This window comes from Micromonospora sp. SD19 (genome assembly GCF_054462275.1).
Genome location: NZ_JBTLMN010000011.1, coordinates 152,714 through 178,058, shown reverse-complemented (window position 1 = coordinate 178,058; position 25,345 = coordinate 152,714). Strand labels below are relative to the sequence as shown.

The window sequence follows — 25,345 nt, the reverse complement described above, 5'->3', positions numbered from 1 at the left end:
GGGCTCAGGAATAGCCTGACCTGGTGATCTCAATGGCTGGCACTGGCGTGCGCGTCAGGCTGCTCGGGCCGGTGGAGGTGGTCGTCGCCGGCAGTCCGCAGGCGGTGAACGGCCTGCGCCGCAAGGCGGTGCTGGCGACGTTGGCGCTGCACGTGGGCCGGGTGGTCAGCGTCGACCGGCTCATCGATGTGGTCTGGGGCGACCACCTGCCGGCCACCGCGGCGAACACGTTGCAGCGTCACGTCTCCTATCTGCGCGGGGTGCTCGGCGAGCCGGGATCGATCGTGGCGCGCCAGCCCGGTTACCTGCTCGACACCGGGCCGGACTCCACCGACGTGCAGGTCGCCGAACGCCTCATCGAGCTGGCCCGGCGGTCGACGGACGGCCACGAGCAGGTGAAGCACCTGACGGCGGCGGTGGCGCTGTGGCGGGGTCCACCGTTGGCCGACGTGGCCGGGTCGGCGTGGCTTGAGGAGCAGGCGGAACACCTGGCACGCCTGCGGTTGGAGGCCGAACGGTCGCTCGTCGAGGCCCGGTTGTCCGTCGGCGAGCACGCGGGGCTCCTTCCCGGGTTGGAACGGCTCGTCCGACAGCACCCCTTCGACGAGCACCTGCACGCTCAGCTGATGCTCGCCCTGTACCGCGACGGCCGGCAGGGCGAGGCGGTCGCCGCGTACCGACGGCTGCGCGACAACCTGCGGGAGCACCTCGGCATCGACCCGGGTCCGCGACTGCGGGACCTGGAGTGCGCCATCCTGCGCCAGGACACCGCCATCGCCGCGCCCGCACCCGCCGCTGCCGCTGTGGCGCCGGTGGCGGCGCAGCTGCCTCCTCCCGTACCGACGTTCACCGGGCGCACCGCGGAGCTGGCCGCCCTCGACGCGCTCGTCGAGCGGGGCGGTGCCGTCGTGGTCTCCGGGACCGCCGGCGTCGGCAAGACAGCGCTCGCCGTGCACTGGGCGCACCGCGCGGCCACACGCTTTCCCGACGGGCAGCTCTACGTCAACCTGCGGGGTTTCGACCCGGCGGCCACACCGACCGACCCGGCGCGGGCGTTGCACGGCTTCCTGGAGGCGCTCGGTGTTCCGGCGGCACGGATGCCCGGCGACCCGGACGCGATGGTGAGCTTGTACCGCACGACGCTCGCGGGCAAGCGCCTGTTGGTGGTGTTGGACAACGCGCGCGACGCCGAACAGGTCCGGCCGCTGCTGCCCGGCTCACCGCACTGCCTCGCGATCGTCACCAGCCGCGACCAGCTCATCCCGCTGGTCGTCACCGAAAGCGCCCAGCCGGTGCCCCTCGATCTGCTGAGCCCTGGCGAGGCCCGCGACATGCTGGTCCGTCGGCTCGGCGAGCGTCAGGTCGCCGCCGAACCCGCGGCGGCTGACGACATCGCCGACCGCTGCGCGCGGCTACCCATCGCCCTGGCCATCGTGGCGGCCAGAGCCGCCACCAACCGGCAGTTCTCGTTGGCCGCCGTCGCCGGTGAGCTGGGCGACCTGGACGCCTTCCACGCGGGTGACGAGGCCACCGACGTCCGGGCGGTCTTCTCCTGGTCGTGCCGGACGCTCAGCCCACCCGCTGCCCGACTGTTCCGGTTGCTGAGCCTGCATCCCGGCCCGGACGTGTCCGCCCCGGCCGTGGCAAGCCTGGCCGGCGCTGACGGGCCGGCGATCGGTCCGCTGCTCACCGAGCTGACCCGGGCGAATCTCTTCACCGAGCACACGTACGGGCGTTACGCGTTCCACGACCTGCTGCGCGCGTACGCGGCCAGCCTCGCCGACGAGGCGGAGCCGCCGGCCGAGCAGCGGGCCGCCGTGCACCGGCTGCTCGACCACTGCCTGCACACCGCGCACGCCGCCGACCTCGCACTGCACCCGCACTTCAGCGCGATCAGTCTCCCGCCGCCCCGCGCGGGCGTGCTGCCGGAACGACCCCGGAACCGGTCGGCCGCCGGGGCGTGGTTCAGCACCGAGGTTCCCGTCCTGCTCGCCGCGGTGCCGCTCGCGGCGCGGTCCGGGTTCGAGGGGCACGCCTGGCGGCTCGCCTGGGCCATGGCCGGCTTCCTGCACCGGCAGGGGCACTGGCAGGACTGGCTGGGCACGCAACGGATCGCGCTGGCCGCCGCGTCCCGCATCGGGGATCAGGCCGGGCAGGGCCACGCGCACCGCAGCCTTGGTCTCGCCTGCTCCCGGCTCCGACGGTACGACGAGGCCGACGACCACCTGCGGCGGGCGCTCGACCTGTTCACCGACGTCGGCGACGACGCCGGACGAGCACACACCTGCCTGAACCTTGGTCAGCTGGCGGAGCGGCAGGGCCAGCACCAGCAGGCTCTCACCCACTCCCGGCGGGCGCTGGCCCTGTTCCGGTCGGCGGGGAACCGGGCGGGTCAGGGCTACACCCTCAACGCGGTCGGTTGGCAGGAGGCGCTGCTCGGCAACTACCACAGCGCCCTTGCCTCGTGCGGTGAGGCGCTGCGGATGTTGCAGGAGGTGGACGACGTCCAGGGGCAGGCCGACACCTGGGACAGCCTCGGCCACGCCCACCACCAGCTCGGTGACGACCGGCGGGCGATCGCCTGCTACGAGCACGCCCTCGAACTCTTCACGCAGGTCCACGACCGGTACGCCGAGGCGAGCACGTACGTCAACCTCGGCGGCAGCCACCGGGCGCTCGGTGACCTCGGTGCCACCCGTGCCGCCTGGCGGCGGGCCCTGACCATCCTCGACGAACTCGGCGATGCCGACGCCGACTCGATCCGCGCCAACCTCGACCAGCTCGACGCGAGTCGACTGCACTGACGTACCCCGCTTTCAGCGCCGTTTCCGGGCCGCTTCAGCGCGGCCCGGCACTCTTCGGACACCAGTTTCTTCCGCACCAGGAATGGAGCGTTCGATGAGTCTTTTGGCACACCGCCTCGCGGTGATCGGGGTGGCCAGCGCGACGGTGCTGGCCATGTCCTCCGCCGCCGTGGCCCAGACCGTCAAGCCGCCGCGGAAGGGCGCCGACTGCGTGGTCCAGCACGTCGACGAACGCGGCGGAACCGTCCGTACCGAGACAGCGCCCGAAGGCAAGGAGTACGGCGCGTTCCGCTGCGTCGGCGGACTGTGGACGTTCGGCTGGGCGCCCTTCGCGGCCGACGACATGATCACGGCCGGTGAGATTCAGGTCGACCCGGCCGGTGCCGTGTCGGTCCGGCGGTTCACCGGCCCGGCGCTTGGCAACGACCTCACAGTGGGCGAGATCGCCGGCATCGCCCAGGCCGTCAGCGGCAGCCGGGAGGTGTTCGTCGACCGCGCGATCGTGGCGGTCGACGACGGCAAGCAGCGGACCCCGGAGCAGGTCGCGGCGCTGCTGGCGGGCAAGGACGACACCGGCGTACGGGTGCTGGACATCGTCGAGAAGCCGGACGCCGCCATGTCGACGAAGGAGATCATCGACGAGGCCGGCGGCACACCCGAGACGACAGTCGTCTACTTCAGCCTCTGGGGAGCGATCAAGTCGGTGTTCGCCTGGATCGTCGACACGATCGGCGAGATCGGTGAGTGGATCGACGACCACTGCGACTGGGGATCCCCCAACGATGTCGGCGACATCGTCACGTGCCGCTGGTAGCCCGACCGACAGTGCTCATCGAGACAGTGAGGGGAAGAAGATGACAACTCTGCGGGACATCACCAGGCGCGTCACCGTCGTCACGACCGCCCTGATCGTCGGGCTGACCGCCTCGTACGCGCCGTTGCAGGCCGACGACGGTGCGGCCCGGACGACGATCACCGACCATCCCGGTGCGCCGGGGACGATGCTGCAACGGTTCGAGGAGCTGACCGGCCGGCCCGTCGGCGACCTGGACAAGGTGCTGGCCGTCGACACCGGCGGGCGGAACCTCACCGGCGACGAGCTCGAAGCGCTGGCCACCGGCAAGGAGGTCGACGGTGTCACTGTCGTCGGCACGATTGCGGGCAGCCGGGGCGTCCTCGGCACGACCATGGCCGACCTCGCCGACGGGACGTACGACGGCACCGGCGACAGCCCGACGGCGACCTCACTGCTCTTCGCGTCGTCCGCCCCCGACGGCCGGGAGTGGTGCCTGACGATGTGCGTCGCGTCGGGCAAGTCCATCTGGGAATGCCTGCTGTCGCGCCGGACGGGCGACCTGATCCTCACCCTCGACCTGGCCGGCGGCACCACGATCGGCGAGACGAAGGCTGCCTTCGAGAAGGCCAACGGCGTCGCCGTCGACGGCCCGGACACCGTGGAGACCCTGGTCGGCGAGGGTGAGCCGTCGGCGGATGAGATCAAGGCACTGCTCGACGGCAAGGACGTCGAGTCCTTGCGGCGGGTGGCGACAGTGGACGGGCCGGATCCCGGGTGGGCGCTTGCGGACATCGCGGAGAAGTCCGGTGTCGTGTACGCGAAGACCAAGGGGCACCTTTTCACCCTCAACCTGCCGATCCTCGGCAAGATCCTGGTGTTCTGCGTTTCGCAGGATGGCGGGAAGACCTGGAAATGCTCGGCCCGGCAATGGGGCGGGTTCTGACGGGTAGGCCGTCGGACGGTCCCGCTCCGGATCGACCCCACCGGTCGAGGCGGAGCGGGACCGCATGCCCGCGGCTGCTGGTCACCGGCGACAGCGCCAGCGCGTGTCCGGCAGGGACAGCCGCGAACCGGGCGTGCCCCGATACTCCTCAAGTGATCAGCAGCGACCCTCGCGTCCCGTGGCCGTCCCGCTCGTCCCACCCGGCGGACAGTTCGACACTGCCGCTCTACATGGTCCTCTTCTTCGTGCTGGGCCTGATTGCCTTCGCCGCGCACGGGGCGGGCGACGGCCGGGAAGCACTCATCATCGCGAGCATCGTCTCGGGGGTGTTCTTCGCGTGTTTCCTGATCCTCTTCGCGGTCTACTGGATCGGATACCTGCTCAAGGAGCACGCCGTCTGGCTGGCCGGGCGCCAGGCTGAGTCCGGTGGGGCAGCCACGGATCAACAGCCGGAGGAGTGAGTCGCCGGCTCGCGCCGGCGGACCAGAAGCTCCGGTCAATGTCCGGAGATCGACACTGCTGGGGACAGGATCCCGACGATGTCGGACGCTGACAGAATGTCGCATCTGGATGAAGAGCAGCGAGAGCGCGCCGTCTTCATCGCTGAAGCCGAGTTGCTCGAACAGCGGCACGACAGCTGGGCTGTGCTGCAGCGGAAACAGGCCGCATGGTGGCAACGCTGGAACACCCTGACCACCGTCTTGTCGGCGGTGATCGCGGGTGCTTCGGGGGCTGCCGGGCTGGCCTCGGCTGAGCTGGGCACGGTAGCCGCGATCGCCGCTCTGGTGGCCGCCGGCCTGGCCTCGATCGCGAGTAGTTCCGGCGCGGCGCACCGCAGCGAGGTGGCATTCGTCTCCGCTGCGACCAACCAGGCCCTGGCCGACCAGGCCAGGGCCTTTCGGACGATCTGGGCACCACACCAACCGCTGACCGATGTGCGCGCCCGGTTCGCCGAGCTCTCCCTGCAACGGGACCAGGCGGTCACCAACGCGGCGTTGAAGTTGGGTCGGCGGCCGTTGGCGCGGTATCTCCGCAGGACCGCGCGTTCGGCCAGCCACTGACGGTGACCGGCCGAGCCGCAGTCCGCGGCCAGGTCAGGACACGCCGGTGCGGATCTCCGATCGGGTCGCGACGACGCGGTGGCGGCGCACCGGGTACAGCACCGGGTGGGACATGCTCCAGGCGGCGCCCGCGCAGACGATCTCCTTGTAGCGGGCCGCCAGCTTCCCGGTGAGCAGAGCCGGCTTGGCCCGGTCGTCGGCGGTGACGTACTGGATGATGCCGTCGCGGCGGCCGAGGCTGATGCATTGGTTGAAGTAGCGCAGCGGGGCCTTGGGGAACTTCGTCCGACCGGTGAGCCGCGCGGCGATGGCGTCGGCAGCCTGCCAGGCCATCGGGATGCCCGAGGCGCACGACATCCGCAGCGGCTTGCCGCCCGGTCCCGCCGCGATCGCGGCGTCGCCCACCGCGTACACCTCGGGGTGGGAGACCGACCGCATGCTGTCGTCGACGATGATCTGCCCGGTCTCCGCGACCGCCAGGGTCGTGGCGGCGGCGATCGGGTGCACGGCGAAGCCGGTCGTCCAGATTGTCACCTGGGCCGGGATCTCCCGACCGTCGCGGGTGAGCGCGCCGGTCGCCTCGACCCGCGCGATGTCGGCGTGCTCGTGCACGGTGATGCCGAGCCGGTCGCAGACGCCGCGCAGGTGCTGCTGCGCCCTGCCGTTGAGCCAATCACCGAGACCACCGCGGGCGGCGAGCGCGACACGGAGGTCCGGCCGGGCCTCCGCGATCTCGGTGACCGCTTCGAGGCCGGTGAGGCCGCCGCCGACGATGAGCACGGTCCCGCCGGCCGCGAGGTGGGCGAGGCGGTCGCGCAACCGCAGCGCCGACGGCCTGCCGGCGATGTCGTACGCGTGCTCGGCGACCCCGGGGACGCCATGGTCGGCGGCGGTGCTGCCGAGGGCGTAGACGAGCGTGTCGTAGGCGATCTCGTCGGTGCCGTGGTCGTCGGCGAGCGCGACGGTCCTGCGGTCGGCGTCGACGGCGGTGACCCGCGCCAACCGGAGCGTGACGCCGGTGCCGGCGTAGATCTCGCTCAGCGGTCGGGGTTTGAGGTCCTGCCCGATGGCGAGTTGGTGCATGCGGACCCGCTCGACGAAATCCGCGTCGGCGTTGACGACGGTGATCTCGGTGTCGCCGGGGTGCAACCGCTTGGCGAGGCGTCCAGCGGCCGTGACTCCGGCGTAGCCCGCTCCGAGGACGACGATGCGGTGCTTCATGGTGGCACTCCTGTCTCGGTGGTGGTCGCTTCCTGAACCGGACAGCGCCCCGATTCCTGACAGGAGCCGGCTATGAGCTGGATCACCAGACGTGCAGGGCGGGCTCCTCGTGCTCCGAGGCGGACCACTGCCGGCTGGCGCGGCCGAGTTTGTCGGGGTTGACCTGGTTGTGGATGGCAGTGACCCCCTCGGGCGTCACCTGCAGCGACATCACGCCGATGACCCGGTCGTCGACCACGACCACCACCGCCGGAGCGCCGTTGGCGGTGGCGACGTGCAGGGCGGGGCTGCCGCCGACCAGGTCCCGTTTGACGTCGGCGGGCTTGAACAGGCCGCGCAGGAACTTCGCCACCGCCAGTGCGCCGACGATCGGCGCGGACCGGGCCGGGATCTTGCCGCCGCCGTCGGCGGTGCTCGTCACGTTGTCGGTCAGCAACGCGACCAGCCGCTGGATCTCGCCGTTGTTCGCCGCCGTGAGGAACTCCGCGACGATCTTCCGGGCGGTGGCCCGGTCGACCTCCGCGCGGGCCCGCTCGGCGCTGACGTGTTGCTTGGCGCGCCGGTAGGTCTGTTGGCAGTTCGACTCGGTGATGCCGAGGATCTCGGCGATCTCACCGTGCGAGTAGCCGAACGCCTCCCGCAGCACGTACACCGCGCGCTCGTTGGGCGACAACCGCTCCAGCAGGGTGAGCACCGCCATCGAGACCGATTCGCGTTGCTCGGCGGTGTCGAGGGGGCCGAGCATCCGGTCCCCGGCGAGGACCGGTTCGGGCAGCCAGGTGCCCACGTAGGTCTCCCGCCGGGCCCGCGCCGAGGTGAGCTGGTTGAGGCACACGTTGGTGAGGACCTTCGTCAGCCACGCCTCGGGCGTCTCGACGTGCTCCCGCTCGGCGGCCTGCCAGCGCAGGAACGTGTCCTGGACGGCGTCCTCCGCGTCGCTGGCCGAGCCCAGCAGGCGATAGGCGATCGCCTCCAGGCGGGCCCTGGAGCGCTCGAACAGCTCCACCTCGTCCGGACTGAGCGGCATGGTTCGATAGTCAACCACGCCCGCGACCTCGCCGGCCGATCGACGGCGTACCCGACAGCGTCGATCATGGAAGACTGAGGACTTCCGGTGTCGCCGTCAGCACCGCTCGGCAGCTAAGGACCCGCATGCCCGTCGACGTCGAGCCCTATCGAATTTACGTGCCGGAGTCGGAGCTGACTGACCTGCGTGTTCGGCTGGCGCGTACGCGTTGGCCCGAGGCGGCGACGGCGTCCGGCTGGACACACGGCATACCCCTGCACGAGGTGCGGAGCCTCTGCGGGTACTGGGCAGAGTCATACGACTGGCGGGCCGCCGAGGCGCGGCTCAACGCGGTCCCGCAGTACCTCGTCACCGTCGACAGCTTGACGATCCATGTGCTGCACGCCCGGTCGTCGTACCCGGGCGCGATGCCGCTGGTGCTGACCCACGGCTGGCCTGGCTCGGTGCTGGAGCTGGTCGACCTGGTCGAGCCGCTCACCGACCCACTGAGCCATGGCGGCACCGCCGAGGACGCCTTCGACGTAGTGATCCCGTCGCTGCCCGGGTACGGCTTCAGTGGCAAACCCATCCGCCCTGGGTGGGGCATCGAACGGATAGCCGCCGCGTGGGCGGAGATCATGGCGGCGTTCGGCTACACCCGGTACGGAGCCGCCGGCAGCGACTGGGGCACCAGCGTCTCCAGCCTCCTCGGGGCACTGGACGGCGAGCACGTGGCCGGCGTTCACCTCGTACCGCCGCTCGCGGGACCGGACCCGGCCGCCGCCGAGGACCTCACCGATGCCGAGCGCCAAGCGTTGGCTCACCTGCGTCGACGCGGCGTGTCCAGCTCGGCGTACTCGGAAGCCCACCGCACCGCGCCGCAGACCGTCGGGTACGCCCTGCTGGACTCGCCGGCCGGCCTGTGCGCCTGGATGGGCGAGAAGTTGATCAGCTGGACCGACCCCGCTGGCCCTTCCGCCGGCCTCACGCGGGACCAGATCCTGGACCAGGTCACGCTGTACTGGTTGACCGGGACGGCGGCATCGTCAGCACGCCTGTACGCGGAGAGCATCGACCGGGTGTCCGGGTGGATCAGCGGCGAAGACGCCACTCAGGTCCGCGTACCCGTCGGTGCCTCGATCTTTCCCGCCGAGCTGCCCCGGCCGTCCCGGCGCTGGGTGACCCGCCGCTATCCGGACCTCCGGTACTGGAAGGAGCACGATCGCGGTGGGCACTTTCCCGCGCTCGAGGTGCCGGAGCTGCTGATCGCCGACCTGCGCGCCTTCTTCCGGCCGCTGCGCGCAGGTGCTGCGATCACGTGATCGAGCGTGCTGGTCGTACCCTTGCTGCGGTGACGTCCGATTCGCTGCGCCGTGCCCTCACCGCACCCGCGGACCCGCCGCTGCGGCCCCTGCCCGAGCAGGTCGTCGCCCTGCTGGAGACCCTGCACGCGCCGCCGCGTCTCGCCGCGCACCTGCGGGCCGTGCACGAGGTCGCCGCGCAGCTCACCGACGCGGTGGCGGTCCGGTTCCCGCAGCTCCCGTTCGACCGGGAGGCGGTGCTCTTCGGGGCCGCCACCCACGACGTCGGCAAGGTCCGGCACCCGGAGGAGTTGTCCGGTCCCGGGTCCGCGCACGAGCCCGCCGGCTACGAGCTGCTGCTCCAGCACGGTGTGGCCGAGTCGTCGGCCCGGTTCGCGCGCGACCACGCGTCCTGGCACCGCGACGGCATCGACGTCGAGGACCTGCTGGTCAGCGTGGCCGACAAGGTGTGGAAGGGAAAGCGGGTCACCGACCTGGAGGAGTTGCTCGTCGATCGCCTGGCCGACGTCACCGGCCGCGAACGCTGGTCGGTCTTCCTCGACCTGGACGACATCCTCGACCGGATCGCCGCCGACGCGGACCTTCGGCTCGCGTTCCAGGCAACCCATCCGGTACGCGGGTGACAGCGGTCAGCGGCTCGCCGGGCTCGTTCCGGCCTTCCGGTGCGGCGGGGCGGGCATGGTCGGCGTCTGGCCGCGCGCCGTCGACCGACGGGTGACCGTGGCGGCCACCGCTGCTGTCAGGCAGATCGCCGTGGCGACGATGAGCGGCGGGCGGGCGCCCAGGTGCACGGCTGCGGAGCCGAGGGGGATCGCCGCGACGAGCGGTCCGAACATCGCGGTGTTGGCCGTCGCGGCGACCCGTCCCAGCAGCGCCGCCGGCGTGTGGGTCTGCACGGCGGTGACGGCCGCGACCAGGGTCGCGGGCAGGCCCACGCCGGCCACCACCGCCCCGAGGACGGTCGCCGGCCACCACGGCAGGCAACGTGCCAGGCAGCCGAGCGCGAACAGCGCCGTGCCGGCGACACCGACGGCAACGGCACCCCTGGCCGCGATGAGCCGGCCGACGACGAGGCCACCGAGAATCGAACCGGCCCCCTGCGCGCTGGCCAGCACACCGAGGAACGTCGTCGGCAGCCGCAGCTCGGTCACGACGATCGCGTAGATCCCCGCCGTCGTGAAGCCGGACATGGCGATGGACACCGCGGCGAGCACGACCGGCAGACGTGTCGCCCGCTCTCCGAACAGGACCACCAATCCGGTACGCAGGCCGCCGCCGGTTTCGATCCGCTGGTCGGCGAGCGTCCGGCGCAGCCGGAGCACCGCGTACAGGACGGCGACCAGGATCGGCATCGCGGCGCTGAGCACGGCGACGGCGGGACCGCCCTGCCACGCGTAGAGGCCGGCCCCGGCGAGGGGAGCGACGAGCTTCATGCCCTCCTGCGCGCTGGAGCGCCACCCGTTGACGTCGCCGAGGTCCGTGGCCGCGAGCGCCGACGGCAGCAGCGCCGTCTCGCCGGCGTCGATCAGCACGTAGCTGACGCCGTACGCGCACGAGACGGTGAAGATGAGCCAGGTCTGCCCCGGCCCCCGCACGGTGAGCAGGGTCAGCAGGGCGGCTGCCAACAGGAGGTTGACGGCGATGACCAGCGGTCGCCGGGGCACCCGGTCGAGCAGGCCGCCCAGCCAGGGCCCGGCGAGCACCGGGGCGTACACGCAGAGCCCGGCGAGGGCGGCGAGGCCGGTGGAGCCGGTGAGGTCCAGGATCCAGATGCCGTTGACCAGTGACATCGCGCTGCTGCCGAAGCCGGACAGCAGGGAGATCGCCACGAACAGGCTCGCGTTGCGACGCATGAGCGCTCCGAGTTGAGTCGAGGTGACTCACATCCTCAGGCGTGAGCTAGATGCACGCAATGCGGTTCGACGCTGTCAACGCTGCGTTGACAGCGCGGCGTTGATCGTGATTGCGGCGGTTCGGGCGGGCGCGGGCAGTCGCTCGCCCGCTTCGGTGAGGTCGGTGGCGAGGTGCACCGCAAGCGCGTACAGCGAGCCCGGGGCGGCATCCAACGCGGCCTCCACAGTGCTCCGGACCAGAGCCGCGCCGCGAAATCGACTGTCCCACCGCTGGTCGGCGCCGATCCACCGGGCAAGGTCGGCGACCGCCGTCCGCAGTGCCGCGACCTGCGGAGGCAGCCGGAGGTCGAGCTGCTGCCGCCGCGACCACCGCGCCGCCACCAGCCGCTGTCGCCGCTGCTCGGCGGCCTGTCGACTGCCGAGGCCGAGGGCTGTCGCGATCTGCGCCCAGGTCGCACCGTCGTGGCGCGCCCGATCGATGATCTCTAGCTCCTGCTCGTCCAGGCGAGCGCGGGTGGCGCGAACCTCCGCCAGCCGATCCAGCTCCGACGTCATCTGTCAACGTTACATTGACAAGCCCTCGTCGCTGATCATCCTGGGCGCGCGGACCAGGAAGACGTCCACCGGATCCTCGGCGTCGACGGTGAAACCGTGCCGCTCGTACAGTCGTCGGGCCGGGCTGCCCCGCAGCACGTTCAGGCGAACCGGGGTGCCGTCGCGATCGCAGCGCTCCAGCAACTCGCGCAGCACGGCCGTGCCGATGCCACCGCCCTGTAACCGTGGGGCCAGGTAGAAGTGCTCCAGCCAGTGGGCGTCCCCGTCCGGTCGCAGCGCCACGCAGCCGGCGAACGCGCCGTCCACCTCGACAACCCAGGTGTACGCCGGCGCGAAGCCGTCCCGCAGGCGCTGCCGCACCCGCTGGTCGTCGTACCGCCCCAGCCGCTCCAGATCGGCACGCAGCACCACCGCCCGCAACTCGGCCACCGCCTCGACGTCCGCCGCCGAAGCCGGCCGAAGCTCCCAGTTCACCATGATCAATAAGTTATCGCGGCCCGGCGCCCTCGCCGGCCACCCCGCCGTTGCCTCCGTCACTTGTCAAACGGAACAGCGTTCCGTATCGTTCGTAGCGGAACGTGGTTCCACTTGCTCAGGATGTCAGAGCCGGTGGGCCAGTGTCACCTCACCCTTCCGTGGAGGAACAGTCATGCAGTACCGCACCCTCGGGCGCACCGGCGTCCAGGTCAGCACCCTCGTGCTCGGCGCAATGAACTTCGGCAAACTGGGGCACACCACCCAGGGCGAGGCGACGGCGATCGTCGACGCCGCGTTGGAGGCCGGGATCAACCTGATCGACACCGCCGACATGTACAGCCAGGGGGAGTCGGAGGAACTGGTCGGCAAAGCCATCGCCGGCCGTCGCGACGACATCGTGCTGGCCACGAAGGCCGGCATGCCGATGGGCGACGAGCGCAATCAGCGGGGCAGCTCGCGCCGCTGGCTCGTCACCGAGTTGGACAACAGCCTGCGCCGCCTCGGCGTCGACCACGTCGACCTCTACCAGATCCACCGGTGGGACCCGACCACCAGCGACGAGGAAACCCTGTCGGCGCTGACCGACCTGCAACGGGCGGGAAAGATCCGCTACTTCGGCTCCTCGACCTTCCCCGCGTACCGCATCGTGCAGGCCGAATGGGCTGCAAGGGAGCACCACCTGGGCCGGTACGTCACGGAGCAGCCCAGCTACTCGATCCTGCAACGGGGGATCGAGGCCCACGTCCTGCCCGTGACCGAGCAGTACGGGCTCGGCGTGCTCGCCTGGAGCCCGCTCGCCTCGGGCTGGCTCTCCGGCGCGATCCGCGCCGGCCGGGAGATCACCACCAGCCGCTCGGCGATCCTGCCCGCCCGCTTCGACCTCAGCATCCCGGCCAACCAGGCCCGGCTCCACGCCGTCGAGCAGCTGGCCACCGTCGCCGACGAGGCGGGGCTCACCCTGATCCAGCTCGCACTCGGGTTCGTCACCGCGCACCCGGCCGTGACCAGCGCGATCATCGGCCCCCGCACCATCGACCACCTGCACGCCCAACTCGCCGCCGCGGACACCGTGCTCCCGGCCGACGTGCTCGACGCGATCGACGCGATCGTCGCACCCGGGGTCGACCTCGCCGCAGGCGAGAAGTTCGACACCCCGCCCGCCCTGCTCGACCCGGCGCTGCGGCGTCGCTGAGCCAACGGGTGCGGTGGGCGGCGCCGTTGGTCCCGCCGCTGGTCTGGCTGCTCCAGACCGCCCCCGCCGACCATCTCGACTGAACGCCAGCACCGACGGCCCCTGGCCTGTCGTATCGGTCCGAGATGGTGCAGCCGGTGTGGGCGAACGGTGACACGTACGAGGCGTACGTGGGTCGGTGGAGCCGCCTGGTCGCTGTGTCCGCCGCCCGCTGGTCGGACGCGCCCTCGCCTACGGGCGCCGCGCGACCAGCGGGGCCGGTGCCACACCGCTCTCGCCCGTGCGGGACGCTCGGCGGACGGCGGGCACGACAAGCGCCGCCACCACTGCCGCGAGCGAGGTGACGGTCAGCATCTCGAACCCGTGGGTGAACCCGGACTCGTACGGCAGACCGTCCGGACGCAGGTGGCCGGTGACGATGCTGCTCATCACGGCCGCCCCGATCGATCCACCGATGGTCCGGATGTTCGCGTTCATCCCCGCCGCCACACCGGTCTGCGCGGCCGAGACGTTCTGCACGATCAGGTTCGTCATGGACGCGTACGCCAGGCCGATGCCGACCCCGAACACGGACGAGGCGACCACGATCTGCCAGCGTGCGTCGTGGGCCACGGCGAGCAGGGCGCACGAGACCACGCTGAAGGCGGAGCCCGCGGCGAGTTGTGCCTTACCGCTGAGAATCCGCTCCATCCGGCCGCTGACGATGCCGGTCAGGAACATGGCGACGAGCATCGGCACCAGCAACAGCCCCGCCTCGGTGACGCTGGCCCCGAACCCATAGCCCGCGACCGTCGGGGTCTGCACGAACTGCGGCAGGAACGCGAGGATGGCGAACATGCCCGCGCCGAAGAGCAGCGCGACCAGGTTGGTGGTCCACACCGTCGGCAGGCGCATCACCCGCATGTCGATGAGCGGGTTGGTCGAACGGGTCTCGGTGATCACCCAGGAGGCGAGGACGAGCACCGCGACGAGCAGGAGACCGAGTACCCTACCCGAGGTCCAACCCCACGCCGGGGCCTTGCTGACCGCCAGCATCAGCGCGACGAGCCACCCGGACAGCAGTACGGTGGCGAGCCAGTTGATCCGGCCCGGCGTCCGTACGGGCGACTTCGGTATGAGGAAGTGCGCCGCCACGGCCGTCGCGATCAGCACGACCATGGGGATCCAGAAGAGCCCCCGATAGCCGAAGGCGCCGACGATCGGCCCGGCGAGCACGGTGCCCAGTCCCCCGCCGGCGGCGAGCAGGGCCGACATCGCCCCGATCGCCGCCGTGCTCCGGGCCGCCGGGAACTCGTCCCGGATGATCCCGAACGACAGCGGGAAGACGGCACCACCGACACCCTGCACGATCCTGGCCACGATGAGCACGCCGATGTTCGGTGCGATGACGGCCAGCAGGCAGCCGGCGATGAGCGCGACCAGGGAGACGACGAACATCCGCTCCTTGCCGACCATGTCACCGATCCGTCCGAGGATCGGCGTGAAGACCGACGCGGAGAGCAGGTACGCCGTCAGCACCCAGGTCACGGTGTTCTGCGAGGTGTGCAGGTCGTGCTGGATCGTCGACAGCACCGGGCTGACGAGCGACTGCAGCATCGCGAAGAAACCGGCGCCGGCCGCGAGGACGGCGAATGTGATCCGGTAGGGGGTACGGGTGGTGGTCCGAGCCACGAAAAGACTCCAGTTCTCGGTGGTCGGGAGCAGACAGCGGTCCTGCTCAGACCGCGATGGTCTTGTGCTCCACGTACTGGGCCAGGCCGACGGCTCCGAACTCGCGGCCGATACCGCTGCCCTTGTAGCCGCCGAAGGGCGCGTCGAAGCCCGGGTCGGCGCCGTTGACGGTGAAGAAGCCGGTACGGATCCGGCGGGCGAGCGCCAGGCCACGCTCGACGTCGGCCGTCCACACCCCACCGCCGAGCCCGTACGGGGAGTCGTTGGCGATGCGTACCGCGTCGTCCTCGTCCTCGTACGCGATGACGACGAGGACCGGTCCGAAGATCTCCTCCTGGGCGATGCGCATGCCGTTGTCGACGTCGGCGAAGACCGTCGGCCGTACGTAGTAACCGCCCTCGAGCCCCTCCGGCACCTCGGGACCGCCGGTGACGAGACGCGCCCCCTCGGAGATGCCGAGTTCGATGTAGCTCCGGACCCGCTGCTGCTGGTCGGCGCGGACCATCGGGCCGATCCACGTACCCGGGTCGGCGGGGTCTCCCACGACGAGGCTCTCCGTCATGGTCTTCACGGCCTCGACGACCTCCTCGTAGCGGCTGCGCGGGGCCAGGATGCGGGTGTGCGCGACGCAGGATTCGCCGTTGTTGCCGAACGACAGGAACTTGAGTCCCTCGACCACGGCCGAGAGGTCCGCGTCCGGCAGGATGACCGTCGCGGACTTGCCGCCCAGCTCCAGGCTCACCCGCTTGAGCTGCTGGCCCGCCACGGACGCGATCGTGCGCCCGGCGGCGGTCGATCCGGTGAAGGCGACCTTGTCCACGTCGGGGTGCGCGACGAGATACGCGCTCGTCTCCCGGCCCGCCGGCAGGATGCTGACCACGCCCTCCGGCAGCCCAGCCTGCTCGAAGATCTCGCCCAGCACCAGCGCGTCCAGCGCGGTCTCGGGCGACGCCTTCAGGATGACCGTGCAGCCCGCCAGCAGCGCCGGAATCATCTTCACCAGTGCCGACTGGTGCGGGGCGTTCCACGGGATGACCGCGGCGACCACACCGACCGGCTCGCGTCGGATCAGCGGGCCGGATTCGGTTGCCCGTTCCTCCCACCCGAAGGCCTCGGCGGCCCTCAGGTAGGCGCCGGTCTGCTCCGCCAGTGCGTGCAGCGTCCACCGGGTGAACCACGACGCGGAGCCGTTCTCCGAAGTGATCAATGCGGCCAGTTCGTCGGCCCGCGCCGCGTGTAGTTCGTTGAATCGGGCGATGGTCGCCTGGCGTTCCCGCGGCGTCATCCGGGGCCACGGCCCGTCGTCGAAGGCCTTCCGCGCGGCGGCGACCGCCCGCTCGACGTCGGCCGGTGAGGCCTCGGCGGCCCGCCCCACCAGCGACTTGTCGTGTGGCGAGTGGACGTCGAGCAGGCCGCCCTCGGCGGGCGCTACCCACTGGCCACCAACGTAGAGCTTGTCGTGAACGATCACAGTGACTACTCCCTTATTGCAGGTTTTGGGCCGATTCGTAATCGGCGTCCGGACTGCGGCCCCCCGCCGCGTACGCGTTCCGCGCCGCGATCATCAGGGGCACAACAATGTGGCGCCTCGTACGTCTAGCTGCCACAAAACCGTAGCGCTTATCTCTGGTTTCGCCACCGACGTGTGCAACTAGCTGCGTGACCTGCCACACAGGGGTAGAATTGACGGCACTATGAGAGCCGACGCAGCCCGTAACCTCGACACGGTCCTCCACGTGGGTGCTCGGCTGCTCGCGCAGGATCCGGCCACGAGCATCGCCACGATCGCTGCCACGGCCGGCGTCGACCGGCGCACCGTCTACCGCCGATTCGCCACCCGGGAGGCCCTGCTCGCCGGGGTCTACCAGGCCAAGCTCGACGCCTCCGAGCGCGCGCTCGACGACGCCCGGCTGACGGAGGCACCGGTCGCGGTGGCCCTGCACCGCTATGTGGAGGGCATCATCCCGGTCATCCGGCGGTGGTCGATCCAGGTCCTCAAGCCAATGATGAACATGGACGTCGAGGCCGCGGCCCGGAGCAAGCAACTCGGCGAGCGGCTCGACCGGTTCATCCAGCGCGCCACCGACGAGGGGCTACTCCGCGCCGACCTGCCACCGGGCTGGGTCAGGACGCTGCTGGACCAACTTGTGAACGCCACCGCGGAAAACTTTCCCGACCTGGCCGCCGCACCCGCCGCCGACCTGGTCGTCGACGCGCTGTTGCGCGGCGTCGGGCGAAGCTGACGGGCAGGCACTGAGCGTCTGCACGGATGGGTCGCTGGGGTCCGTCCCCGCACGGCGTGGGCTCGCTCACCTCGCCGTTCAGCCGCCCAATGAGCCTTTCCGCGTAACGGTCCTGGCGGTGGGTGATCAGGTCCTGCGGGGGACCTTACTTACCAGGGCCTGAGGGCTCGGGGTTCTCGGCGAAGACCTGGGCGGCGACCTGGTAGCCGTCGAACGCGCGTGCTACGCCAGCGTAGGCCGCGACCTGAAGAAAGACTTCGGCGATCTCTTCCTTGGTGGCGCCGGCGTTGAGCGCGATGCGCAGCTGACCACGGAGGGGCTCCAGGACACCGAGCGTCGCCGCGATGGTGACGGACACCAGTGCCCGCGTCCGTGTATCCAGGTGCTCGGTGCGCGGCCAGACGTCGCCGAAGGCGTGCATCGTCGCGATCCGTTTGAAGTCTGCGCCGTTGGCTGGCTCACCAGGGGTGGCGCCAAGAAAGCGCTCCAAGCGGAAGCCCAGCAGACGCTCAGCCGTGTCCAGCGCGGCGGCGTACCCCGGGTCTGTCGCCGCAGATGCCGGATGATTCGTCGTCATGGTGCTCACTCTTCCATGCACAAGGACGAAGTAGACGATATCTGGCATTTCGAAACGTGACTGAAGGGCCGTACGCGGCACGCCGCCCGAGTAACCGTCACGCCGAGCCCCACCGGAGCCTTGTCGCAATTCGGACAAGACGGTAAAGCCCCTGGTAGAGCACTCTTGGGGCAGGTGGAGGTAGACGGGTGGCGGGCCACATCCCGATCCTCCGGCCCGGTTCGGACAAGATCGTCTGTACCGGTGCCGCCCTCACCCAGCCCGGCCTCGAAGCCGCGCCGGTCACGGCACAGCTGCCGCTCCGATCGCGCGTACGACAGGCCAAGGCTGCCACCGACACCCCTGCGGGCGCCCGCAGCGGTGCCTCCGCCCACCGGGACAGGGACGTCAGCACCGTCGGCTGTCAGGCAACGCCGTCCGCCGGCCGTGCCGCCGCCCCCGTGCCCCGCCGGCCTTTCGCACCGTGGACCCCGCCGGGGTCCGGCGTCGCTCGACCGCGCGCCGAGCCCTGGCGACCGAGCCAGAAAGGGCCCGACATGGCCGCTCCCACCGCGACCGCAGCCTTGAACGCATCCGTCTTCGCGCCGGGTGACCAGATGCTGCTGACCGTTACCTACTCGGACGCCGACACCAAACCGCTGACCGTCACCATCGTGGTCACCGACGCGCAGGGCAACAGCAGCGCGCCGGTCAAGGTCACGGCGGTCATCGACCCACTCACCGTGACCGTCTCCGACAACTCCGGGCGTACCTGGACCCGGGTTTCTGACAACGGCTCCGTGGCCGTGTATCGGTCGGTGGCGTGATGCCCCGGGTCACCGTCCAGGTCCGTGACGCCGCCGGCAACACCGCGACGGCCGCCGCCGACTACAGCCTGGGACAACCGGTGCTCGGCGGCTACTACCTCTCCGGGGGCGCCGACCCGACCGCCGACATGGCCGGCGGCAACTTCCGGTCACTCACCCAGTACCGCAGCTTCGCGGACGGCTACATCTTCCCCGGCTACAACCGGCCCTGGCTGGTCAACCTGGGCAAGGCCGGTGTGCAGATGAACATGGTCCTGGAGTTGAAGCACTACGGCGCCGCGAACTACGGAACGCAGAGCTTCTCGGTGGACGGCACCAGCTACACGGTGCCGGCGCCGACGATGACCATCCAGCAGCGACCCGGCACGACCTGGCCGAGGGCGTACGGGTACGGGCAGGTGATCAAGGGGCAGTGCGACGGGTTGCTGGCCCGCGCGCTGTCGCAGTACCGCACGCTCGGCTTCGGGGTGAACATCCAGCTCGCCTCGGAACTGGACACCGACCACGAGTTCGGCACCACCGAGGACGGCAAGGCGTACAGCTGGGCCGAGTCGGACGCGCGGGCGGTGCAGGCGATGAACTACATCCTCACGTGGTTCAAGGCGCGGACGCTGCCGGCCGGCACGACCTTCTCGGTGGGGCTCGGCGGTTTCGACAGGGCCTGCTTCCAGCGCACCCACCCGGAGTCGCTGATGTCCCGCCTCGACTATCTCCAGTGGAACGCGTACGCCACCAACGCCAGCCACACCGCGCTGGCCCGGTTCCGTCGCACCAAGGACTGGGCGGTGGCCGATCTCGGCCCGGTGGCGCTGTCCCGACCGGTGATCATCGCCGAGTGGGGGGTGCGGGTGGCCGAGATCCCGAACCAGGCCGCCTGGATCGCCACCGTGCCGGCGGCGATCGCCCAGCTCAACGCCGAGCGTGGACCACGGATCGTGCGGACCAACTACTTCAACTCCGGTTGGGGCACCCTGACGCCGAAGGCGCCCGGGTTGGCGGCGCTCCGCGAGGCGTACGCCAAACGGCCGTACGTCTGAGCTGACGCCGGAGGTCCGGTCGGCATAGCGCCGGCCGGGCCGACCGGGGAACCCTATGCTCGGATCATGGAACTTCGGATCTTCACCGAGCCCCAGCAGGGCGCCAGTTACGACCAGTTGCTCGCCGTCGCCCGGTGCGCCGAGGACGCTGGCTACGGCGCGTTCTTCCGCTCCGACCACTACCTGATGATGGGTGACGTGAGCGGCGAACCCGGCCCCACCGACGCGTGGACCACGCTCGCCGGCCTGGCCCGGGAGACCAGCCGCATCCGGCTCGGCACGTTGATGACCGCTGCCACCTTCCGGCTGCCCGGCCCGCTGGCGATCACCGTGGCGCAGGTCGACCAGATGAGCGGCGGCCGGGTGGAGCTGGGCATCGGCACCGGCTGGTACGCCGAGGAACACAGCGCGTACGGCATGCCGTTCCCGCCGCTCGCCGAGCGGTTCGACCGGCTGGAGGAGCAGCTCGCCGTCATCACCGGGCTGTGGTCCACCCCGGCGGGGGAGCGGTTCGACCATGACGGCCGGTACTACCCGGTCCGCGACTCGCCCGCCCTGCCCAAGCCGGTGCAGCAGCCGCGCCCACCGATCCTGCTCGGCGGGACGGGTCCGAAGCGCACCCCTCGGCTGGCCGCCCGCTACGCCGACGAGTTCAACCTGCCGTTCGCCTCGGTGCCGGACACGGCGGCGCAGTTCGACCGGGTCCGCGCGGCCTGCGCCGAGATCGGCCGGGACCCGGCCGACATGGTCTGGTCCAACGCGCTGGTGCTCTGCTGTGGACGCGACGACGCCGAGGTGGCCCGCCGCGCCGCCGCCATCGGCCGCGAACCGGACGAGCTGCGGGCCAACGGTCTGGCCGGGACTCCCGCCGAGGTGCTCAACACCATCGGCCGGTACGCGGAGATCGGCAGTGAGCGGCTCTACCTCCAGGTGTTGGACCTCAGCGACCTGGAGCACCTGGAGCTGGTCGCCAGCGAGGTGATGGCGAAGCTCTGAGCCGGGCGGATGGTGGGGAGCGACGCTGCCGGTCAGGCCCGGTGGGCGCCGCTCCCGACCGCGTCCGGGTCGCCCAGCACGGTGTCCAGCCGCCCGTCACGATCACTGTCGACGTAGGTGATGTCCGGGACACCGTCACCGTCCACGTCGATCTGGACGACGTCGGCCACGCCGTCACCGTCGAGGTCGGTGACCACCTCCACCGAGCCGTCCAGGTGACGGGTCACGATCGTCTGGGCGCCGGGGGCGCGCGGTGGCGGACCGGGCGTCGGCACCGGTGTCGGGGCGGGCGCGGGCGCCGGAGTGGGCCGGGGGCCGGGTGTGGGCGACGGGTGACTCGGCAACCCGCCGGACGGCGGTGCGCTGGCCTGCTCGACCCCGGTGCCGGTGGGGTCCAGCTCCTCCTCGGACGGGAAGACGTCGCCCCGTGGGGCCGGATCACGGTAGCTGCTCATGAGCGTAGGGTTCCCCGACGATGACGAGAACAACCGTGCCCGATCGTCCGGTGTCCCCGGTGCCCGGTTTGGCGGAAGATGCGGGGACCGACGCCACGGTCATGAACGGGGGTCCGAGCGTGGAACTGCGCCGGAGTCGGGGCGCCCGGGTGCTCGCCCTGGTCTGCGTACTCGGCGGGGTGCTCTTGTTGGTCTATCCCAGCGACGGCGCCCTGCTACGGACGATCATCGCGGTGGGGGCGATCGCGCTCGGCGCGGTGGCGCTGGTCAGCGCGTTGCGCCCGTTCCGTTTCGGGATCCACGCGGACGGGCTCACCATCCGACGGCCCGGCCTGCGCCGGGACATCCGGTGGGCCGACGTCGGCGCGCTGGTCCTCGACGAGCCGCCCCGACGCGACGGTCGTCCCGAACCGCCGCGACTGCTGCTGGTTCCCGCGCCGGGAGTGCGGCTTGAGCCGGTGACCGCCCGTCACCCGATCGACGGCCGACCCGCCATCGAACTGCTCGTTCTCGACCAGGTCCGGGAGCAGCCCGACCAGGTGTCCGCCGCGCTCACCCGCTACGCCGGAGGTCGTTTCGTCGACCTGCTCGCGCTGCGACGCGCCGCCTTCGACACCCCGGATCTCCCGGTCGGCCTGCGCGGGTACCACATGGACCGGGTCGACCGGTTGATCCGACGCGGCCAGGACGCCCTGATGTCCGGGGACGCGGCGACCCGACAGGCGGCCCGGGGTGAGATCGAACGCGCCAGCGCGGCCGGCCTGCCGATCGCCCAGCGTGGCTACCACACGTTCCAGACGGATACCGTTCTGGACGCCCTCGTCGCCGCGTTGGCCGACCAGCAGAGCACCGATCGGGAGACCGCCACATGACCGCGCAGGCACCGCACGCCGCGTCGAGCACCGACGTTCCGCGCCGCAACTGGGCCGGCAACGTACGGTACGCCGCGAAGGCGTTCCACCGGCCCACCTCCGTCGACGACCTGCGCCGGCTCGTCGCCGGCAGCAGCCGGATCCGGGCGGTGGGCAGCGGGCACTCCTTCAACAGCCTCGGCGACACCGACGGCGACCTCGTCAGCCTCGCCGGGCTGCCCCCGGTCGTCGAGGTGGACCACGAGCGCGGGCAGGTCACCGTGAGCGCCGCGATGCGCTACGGCGACCTCGCCCGACAGCTGCACACCCAGGGGTACGCGCTGGCGAACCTCGCCTCGCTGCCGCACATCTCGGTGGCCGGCGCGGTGGCCACCGCCACCCACGGGTCCGGTCAGAGCCATGGCAACCTGGCCAGCGCCGTCGCCGGTCTGGAGCTGGTCACCGCCGACGGCGACCTGCTGCGGGTCGACCGCGACACCGACAGGTTCGCCGGCATGGTGGTCGGGCTCGGCGCGCTCGGTCTGGTCACCCGGGTCACGCTGGATTTGGTGCCAACCTTCGCGCTGCGCCAGTACGTACGCCTCGACCTCGACCGGGCGGCGCTCGACGAGGCGCTCGGCTCGGCGTACAGCGTGAGTGTCTTCGCCGACTTCCGTACGCCCCGACTGCGCGAGGTGTGGCGCAAACAGTTGGCGGACCAGCCGCCACCCCCGGCGGACTGGCTCGGCACCACAGCGGCCGACCAGCCCCGGCACCCGGTGCTCGGGATGCCGCCGGAGAACTGCACCCCGCAGCTCGGCGAGGCGGGCCCGTGGCAGGAGCGGCTGCCGCACTTCAAGCTCGGCTTCACCCCCAGCAGCGGCGACGAACTGCAGTCCGAGTACCACGTCGCACGGGCGGTGGCGGCTGACGCGCTCGCCGCGCTGGACGACGTGGCGGAGCTGATCGCCCCGGTGCTGCTGGTGTCCGAGCTGCGCACCGTGGCGGCCGACGAGCTGTGGCTCAGCCCGAACTACCGGCGGGACAGCTTCGTGCTGCACTTCACCTGGGTCGACGACACCAGGGCGGTGCTGCCGGTGGTGGCCGCCGTGGAGGAGCGCCTGGCGCCCTTCGCGCCCCGCCCGCACTGGGGCAAGGTCTTCGTCACCGATCCGGCCGAGCTGGCCGCCCGCTACCCACGCCACCCCGACTTCGCCACCCTCCTGACCGACCTGGACCCCAAGGCCAAGTTCCACACCGAGGCCCTGGCCCACTACTTCCCCCGCTGACCTCGGTTGATCATGGGGTTAGCGATACCGATGTCGGCGTGTCGTGCCCGCTAACCTCATGATCACCGAGAGCTGGCGAGGGTGCTGCGTTGGACGGCTCGGCTGATGTCACTGGGGGAGATGATGCCGGTCAGGCGGCCGTCTTCGGTCACCACCAGGGCGCGGCCGTCGGCGCACTCGGTGAGGCGGGGGAGCAGATCGTTGAGCTGTTCACCGGGCTTCGCCAGCACCAACTGGTCGGCGCGGCAGGCCACCTCGGCCAGCGTGGTCGACGCCCGCCGCTCCGGCGGTACGCCCCGCACCCGGTCGACGGTGACCAGGCCGGTCGGCCGGCCGTCCTCGGTCAGCGGCAGCGCCGAATGCCGGTACGCGAACAGGTAGTGGTCGACGAAGTCCGCGACAGTCATCTCCGCCGAGGCGGTCTGCGGCTGCGAGGTCATCACATCGCCCACCCGGATCCCGCGCAGCGCGGTGCCGGTGCGGGCCTGCCGTTCCTCCATCCCGGCCGCGCCGATCAGGAACCAGCCGATCAGCGCCAGCCACAGCCCGCCGAAACCGAACCCGGCCAGGAACTGCCACAGCCCCAGGCCGATCAGCAGCACCCCCAGCACCCAGCCGGCCCGGGCGGCGACCACCGACGCCCGGGTTCGGTCACCGGTGGCCTTCCAGACCGCCGCGCGCAGCAACCGTCCACCGTCCAGTGGCGCGGCCGGCAGCACGTTGAAGATGGCCAGCAGCACGTTGATTCCCGCCAGCCAGGCCACCGCCCCGAACAGCAGCCCGGTCTGCCCGGCCAGTGCGAGCACCGCCGCGATGGCACCGAAGAACGCCCCGATCAGCAGACTGACCAGCGGGCCGACGCCCGCGATCCGTAACTCCGCGCCCGGGTCACGCGGTTCGCCCCGCAACTCGGCGACGCCGCCGAACAGCCACAGCGTGATGCCGTCGACAGTCAGCCCGTTGCGCTTGGCCACCACCGCGTGCGACACCTCGTGGGCGAGCAGGCCGACGAAGAAGACCACCGCCGCGGCCAGCCCGGCCAGTGTGTACGCCACCGGCGAGTGATCGGGGTACGAGCGGGGGAACTGGTTCGCGGCCAACCCCCACGCGATCAGCGCGAAGATGACCAGCACGCTCCAGTTGACGCCGACCGGCACTCCCGCGACCCGGCCAAGCCGGAAACTGGCCCTCATCCGAGCGGGGTACCCCGCCAGGCCGTGGGCATGCGAGGGCACTTCGCCTGATCGGTCAGCGGCGGGGGGCTTCGCTGGCGATGGTGGCCTCCCGGGGCAGGGCCGCCGCCCGCAGCGCCCAGTCGAGCGCGTAGTCGGCGATCTTCTCCCAGCCGTCCTGCCCGACGGTGAAGTGCGAGCGGCCGGCGAACTGCTCGTACGCGGTGAGCGCCCGCGACTTCTGGTAGAGCCCCGCGTTGGCGCGGACCACCGACGCCGGCACGACGTGGTCGACCTCGCCGGCCATCAGCAGCAGCGGCGCCCGGTCGTTACGCCCGACGTCGACCCGGGCTGGCGAGCGCGGGTCGAGGTTGGCGAACGCGCCCTCGAAGTAGACCCGCCCGGCACCGGGGACGGCGTAGCGTTGCCAGGCCCGGTCGGAGTCCTCCCGGCTCATGGCGTTGCCGAAGGTGTAGGCGAAGTCGTCCGGGGTGAACGGGACGGCCTTGTTCCGGTTGGCGGGGCTGCGCAGGATCGGGAAGCCCGAGCGCAGCTGACTCAGCGGCACCTTGAGCACGCCCTTCACCTGCGCGGGGTGCACGCCGACCGCCGCGGCGCCGAGGCCCCGGTCGACGAGGATCTGGGTGAACAGGCCGCCGAACGAGTGCCCCATGATGATCGGTGGTCGCGGCAGCGCCCGGATGATCTTGTCGTAGTGCGCGACGATCGTGGCGATGCTCTGCTCGGCGATCGGGCTGGGATCGTCCCGCAACTGCTCCACCGACCGGTCCATGCCGGGCCAGGCGGGGGCGATGACCTGCATGCCACGCTCGGTGTACCGCTGCGCCCACCCCTCCCAGCTGCGCGGCGTCATCCAGAGCCCGTGGATCAGCACGACCGTGTCGACCTGGCCCTGCGGCGTGGCACCCATCTCGTCCCCCCGGTGTCGCGGCATCCGGGGCAGCGGTTACCCGCTGCCGTGCCGGGAATTCCTCCGCCGGTTGCTCGCCTCGGCGGG

At 71.3% G+C, this 25,345-nt stretch carries 25 protein-coding genes; 14 read left to right on the top strand and 11 right to left on the bottom strand.

Translation table 11 applies throughout. The features are described 5' to 3' along the window. The first annotated feature begins 32 nt into the window (after nt 1-32). The 5 genes from ACX27O_RS28540 (at nt 33) to ACX27O_RS28520 (ending at nt 5,604) form a co-directional block, all read left to right on the top strand. On the top strand, nt 33-2,804 hold the full coding sequence (locus ACX27O_RS28540; protein WP_210865459.1) for an AfsR/SARP family transcriptional regulator: 2,772 nt from the start codon (nt 33-35) through the stop codon (nt 2,802-2,804). Between the two features lie 94 nt (nt 2,805-2,898). Then, nucleotides 2,899-3,618, top strand: coding sequence for a hypothetical protein (locus tag ACX27O_RS28535; RefSeq protein ID WP_210860838.1), 720 nt, complete (start codon nt 2,899-2,901; stop codon nt 3,616-3,618). Between the two features lie 40 nt (nt 3,619-3,658). Further along, entirely contained in the window at nt 3,659-4,543 is an 885-nt protein-coding gene (locus ACX27O_RS28530) for a hypothetical protein (protein ID WP_458940387.1), read from the top strand. A 152-nt stretch (nt 4,544-4,695) separates the two neighbouring features. Beyond that, nucleotides 4,696-5,004, top strand: coding sequence for a hypothetical protein (locus ACX27O_RS28525; protein ID WP_030330360.1), 309 nt, complete (start codon nt 4,696-4,698; stop codon nt 5,002-5,004). Between the two features lie 78 nt (nt 5,005-5,082). Then, nucleotides 5,083-5,604 (top strand): hypothetical protein, encoded by a 522-nt coding sequence (locus ACX27O_RS28520; protein WP_358129503.1) that lies wholly within the window; start codon nt 5,083-5,085, stop codon nt 5,602-5,604. Nucleotides 5,605-5,637: 33 nt separating this feature from the next. On the opposite strand, the gene ACX27O_RS28515 is transcribed toward ACX27O_RS28520, so the two are convergent. Beyond that, complete coding sequence (locus ACX27O_RS28515; protein ID WP_458940386.1) at nt 5,638-6,825, bottom strand: NAD(P)/FAD-dependent oxidoreductase; 1,188 nt, start codon at nt 6,823-6,825, stop codon at nt 5,638-5,640. An 82-nt stretch (nt 6,826-6,907) separates the two neighbouring features. Further along, on the bottom strand, nt 6,908-7,852 hold the full coding sequence (locus tag ACX27O_RS28510) for an RNA polymerase sigma-70 factor (RefSeq protein WP_358129498.1): 945 nt from the start codon (nt 7,850-7,852) through the stop codon (nt 6,908-6,910). Between the two features lie 125 nt (nt 7,853-7,977). On the opposite strand from ACX27O_RS28510, the gene ACX27O_RS28505 reads away from it, so the two are divergent. Continuing rightward, complete coding sequence (locus ACX27O_RS28505) at nt 7,978-9,153, top strand: epoxide hydrolase family protein (protein ID WP_210865411.1); 1,176 nt, start codon at nt 7,978-7,980, stop codon at nt 9,151-9,153. A gap of 29 nt (nt 9,154-9,182) precedes the next feature. Continuing rightward, nucleotides 9,183-9,776: an HD domain-containing protein gene (locus ACX27O_RS28500; RefSeq protein ID WP_458940385.1), complete on the top strand. Its 594-nt coding sequence runs from the start codon at nt 9,183-9,185 to the stop codon at nt 9,774-9,776. Between the two features lie 6 nt (nt 9,777-9,782). On the opposite strand, the gene ACX27O_RS28495 is transcribed toward ACX27O_RS28500, so the two are convergent. The 3 genes from ACX27O_RS28495 to ACX27O_RS28485 form a co-directional block, all read right to left on the bottom strand. Then, nucleotides 9,783-11,006: an MFS transporter gene (locus ACX27O_RS28495; protein WP_210858026.1), complete on the bottom strand. Its 1,224-nt coding sequence runs from the start codon at nt 11,004-11,006 to the stop codon at nt 9,783-9,785. 75 nt (nt 11,007-11,081) lie between these two features. Further along, complete coding sequence (locus ACX27O_RS28490; protein ID WP_458940384.1) at nt 11,082-11,561, bottom strand: hypothetical protein; 480 nt, start codon at nt 11,559-11,561, stop codon at nt 11,082-11,084. 9 nt (nt 11,562-11,570) lie between these two features. Beyond that, the gene (locus ACX27O_RS28485; RefSeq protein WP_458940383.1) at nt 11,571-12,038 is read right to left on the bottom strand and encodes a GNAT family N-acetyltransferase; all 468 of its coding nucleotides are present in this window, start codon (nt 12,036-12,038) and stop codon (nt 11,571-11,573) included. 172 nt (nt 12,039-12,210) lie between these two features. On the opposite strand from ACX27O_RS28485, the gene ACX27O_RS28480 reads away from it, so the two are divergent. Continuing rightward, nucleotides 12,211-13,230, top strand: a complete 1,020-nt coding sequence (locus ACX27O_RS28480; protein ID WP_030330352.1) for an aldo/keto reductase — start codon at nt 12,211-12,213, stop codon at nt 13,228-13,230. Nucleotides 13,231-13,461: 231 nt separating this feature from the next. Here the strand turns inward: ACX27O_RS28480 and ACX27O_RS28475 are convergent, their stop codons facing one another. Then, entirely contained in the window at nt 13,462-14,901 is a 1,440-nt protein-coding gene (locus tag ACX27O_RS28475) for an MFS transporter (protein WP_210858023.1), read from the bottom strand. A gap of 46 nt (nt 14,902-14,947) precedes the next feature. After that, nucleotides 14,948-16,372, bottom strand: a complete 1,425-nt coding sequence (locus ACX27O_RS28470; RefSeq protein WP_210858022.1) for an aldehyde dehydrogenase — start codon at nt 16,370-16,372, stop codon at nt 14,948-14,950. 223 nt (nt 16,373-16,595) lie between these two features. On the opposite strand from ACX27O_RS28470, the gene ACX27O_RS28465 reads away from it, so the two are divergent. Next, nucleotides 16,596-17,144, top strand: coding sequence for a TetR/AcrR family transcriptional regulator (locus tag ACX27O_RS28465; RefSeq protein WP_030330349.1), 549 nt, complete (start codon nt 16,596-16,598; stop codon nt 17,142-17,144). 145 nt (nt 17,145-17,289) lie between these two features. On the opposite strand, the gene ACX27O_RS28460 is transcribed toward ACX27O_RS28465, so the two are convergent. After that, nucleotides 17,290-17,721, bottom strand: coding sequence for a carboxymuconolactone decarboxylase family protein (locus tag ACX27O_RS28460; protein ID WP_051708279.1), 432 nt, complete (start codon nt 17,719-17,721; stop codon nt 17,290-17,292). A gap of 536 nt (nt 17,722-18,257) precedes the next feature. On the opposite strand from ACX27O_RS28460, the gene ACX27O_RS28455 reads away from it, so the two are divergent. The 3 genes from ACX27O_RS28455 to ACX27O_RS28445 all read left to right on the top strand — a co-directional run bounded on the left by ACX27O_RS28455 (nt 18,258) and on the right by ACX27O_RS28445 (nt 20,560). Then, the gene (locus ACX27O_RS28455) at nt 18,258-18,527 is read left to right on the top strand and encodes a hypothetical protein (RefSeq protein WP_030330347.1); all 270 of its coding nucleotides are present in this window, start codon (nt 18,258-18,260) and stop codon (nt 18,525-18,527) included. After that, nucleotides 18,527-19,564, top strand: a complete 1,038-nt coding sequence (locus tag ACX27O_RS28450) for a hypothetical protein (protein ID WP_458940382.1) — start codon at nt 18,527-18,529, stop codon at nt 19,562-19,564. The genes ACX27O_RS28455 and ACX27O_RS28450 overlap by 1 nt, the downstream gene beginning before the upstream one ends. Before the next feature lie 66 nt (nt 19,565-19,630). Further along, on the top strand, nt 19,631-20,560 hold the full coding sequence (locus ACX27O_RS28445; protein ID WP_458940381.1) for an LLM class F420-dependent oxidoreductase: 930 nt from the start codon (nt 19,631-19,633) through the stop codon (nt 20,558-20,560). A 32-nt stretch (nt 20,561-20,592) separates the two neighbouring features. Here the strand turns inward: ACX27O_RS28445 and ACX27O_RS28440 are convergent, their stop codons facing one another. Further along, nucleotides 20,593-21,015 carry a hypothetical protein gene (locus tag ACX27O_RS28440; RefSeq protein WP_210858020.1) on the bottom strand — a complete coding sequence of 141 codons (423 nt, stop codon included), beginning with the start codon at nt 21,013-21,015 and terminating at the stop codon, nt 20,593-20,595. A gap of 119 nt (nt 21,016-21,134) precedes the next feature. On the opposite strand from ACX27O_RS28440, the gene ACX27O_RS28435 reads away from it, so the two are divergent. Together ACX27O_RS28435 and ACX27O_RS28430 are read left to right on the top strand one after the other, a co-directional pair. After that, nucleotides 21,135-21,887, top strand: a complete 753-nt coding sequence (locus tag ACX27O_RS28435; protein ID WP_458940380.1) for a hypothetical protein — start codon at nt 21,135-21,137, stop codon at nt 21,885-21,887. Beyond that, nucleotides 21,884-23,155, top strand: coding sequence for an FAD-binding protein (locus tag ACX27O_RS28430; protein WP_458940379.1), 1,272 nt, complete (start codon nt 21,884-21,886; stop codon nt 23,153-23,155). Before ACX27O_RS28435 ends, ACX27O_RS28430 begins: the two co-directional genes overlap by 4 nt. 62 nt (nt 23,156-23,217) lie before the next feature. Here ACX27O_RS28430 and ACX27O_RS28425 read toward each other — a convergent pair whose 3' ends face one another. Next, nucleotides 23,218-24,348 (bottom strand): site-2 protease family protein, encoded by a 1,131-nt coding sequence (locus tag ACX27O_RS28425; RefSeq protein ID WP_458940378.1) that lies wholly within the window; start codon nt 24,346-24,348, stop codon nt 23,218-23,220. A gap of 55 nt (nt 24,349-24,403) precedes the next feature. Then, nucleotides 24,404-25,258 carry an alpha/beta hydrolase gene (locus ACX27O_RS28420; RefSeq protein WP_030330340.1) on the bottom strand — a complete coding sequence of 285 codons (855 nt, stop codon included), beginning with the start codon at nt 25,256-25,258 and terminating at the stop codon, nt 24,404-24,406. Between the last annotated feature and the right edge of the window lie 87 nt (nt 25,259-25,345).

Coding starts and splice junctions, on each gene's coding strand:
- ACX27O_RS28490 (WP_458940384.1), bottom strand. CDS start 11,561: ATGACGTCGGAGCTGGATCGGCTGGCGGAGGTTCGCGCCACCCGCGCT.
- ACX27O_RS28465 (WP_030330349.1), top strand. CDS start 16,596: ATGAGAGCCGACGCAGCCCGTAACCTCGACACGGTCCTCCACGTGGGT.
- ACX27O_RS28420 (WP_030330340.1), bottom strand. CDS start 25,258: ATGGGTGCCACGCCGCAGGGCCAGGTCGACACGGTCGTGCTGATCCAC.
- ACX27O_RS28455 (WP_030330347.1), top strand. CDS start 18,258: ATGGCCGCTCCCACCGCGACCGCAGCCTTGAACGCATCCGTCTTCGCG.
- ACX27O_RS28460 (WP_051708279.1), bottom strand. CDS start 17,721: ATGACGACGAATCATCCGGCATCTGCGGCGACAGACCCGGGGTACGCC.
- ACX27O_RS28530 (WP_458940387.1), top strand. CDS start 3,659: ATGACAACTCTGCGGGACATCACCAGGCGCGTCACCGTCGTCACGACC.
- ACX27O_RS28485 (WP_458940383.1), bottom strand. CDS start 12,038: ATGGTGAACTGGGAGCTTCGGCCGGCTTCGGCGGCGGACGTCGAGGCG.
- ACX27O_RS28445 (WP_458940381.1), top strand. CDS start 19,631: ATGGAACTTCGGATCTTCACCGAGCCCCAGCAGGGCGCCAGTTACGAC.
- ACX27O_RS28495 (WP_210858026.1), bottom strand. CDS start 11,006: ATGCGTCGCAACGCGAGCCTGTTCGTGGCGATCTCCCTGCTGTCCGGC.
- ACX27O_RS28425 (WP_458940378.1), bottom strand. CDS start 24,348: ATGAGGGCCAGTTTCCGGCTTGGCCGGGTCGCGGGAGTGCCGGTCGGC.
- ACX27O_RS28430 (WP_458940379.1), top strand. CDS start 21,884: ATGACCGCGCAGGCACCGCACGCCGCGTCGAGCACCGACGTTCCGCGC.
- ACX27O_RS28440 (WP_210858020.1), bottom strand. CDS start 21,015: ATGAGCAGCTACCGTGATCCGGCCCCACGGGGCGACGTCTTCCCGTCC.
- ACX27O_RS28520 (WP_358129503.1), top strand. CDS start 5,083: ATGTCGGACGCTGACAGAATGTCGCATCTGGATGAAGAGCAGCGAGAG.
- ACX27O_RS28480 (WP_030330352.1), top strand. CDS start 12,211: ATGCAGTACCGCACCCTCGGGCGCACCGGCGTCCAGGTCAGCACCCTC.
- ACX27O_RS28515 (WP_458940386.1), bottom strand. CDS start 6,825: ATGAAGCACCGCATCGTCGTCCTCGGAGCGGGCTACGCCGGAGTCACG.
- ACX27O_RS28505 (WP_210865411.1), top strand. CDS start 7,978: ATGCCCGTCGACGTCGAGCCCTATCGAATTTACGTGCCGGAGTCGGAG.
- ACX27O_RS28510 (WP_358129498.1), bottom strand. CDS start 7,852: ATGCCGCTCAGTCCGGACGAGGTGGAGCTGTTCGAGCGCTCCAGGGCC.
- ACX27O_RS28535 (WP_210860838.1), top strand. CDS start 2,899: ATGAGTCTTTTGGCACACCGCCTCGCGGTGATCGGGGTGGCCAGCGCG.
- ACX27O_RS28450 (WP_458940382.1), top strand. CDS start 18,527: ATGCCCCGGGTCACCGTCCAGGTCCGTGACGCCGCCGGCAACACCGCG.
- ACX27O_RS28540 (WP_210865459.1), top strand. CDS start 33: ATGGCTGGCACTGGCGTGCGCGTCAGGCTGCTCGGGCCGGTGGAGGTG.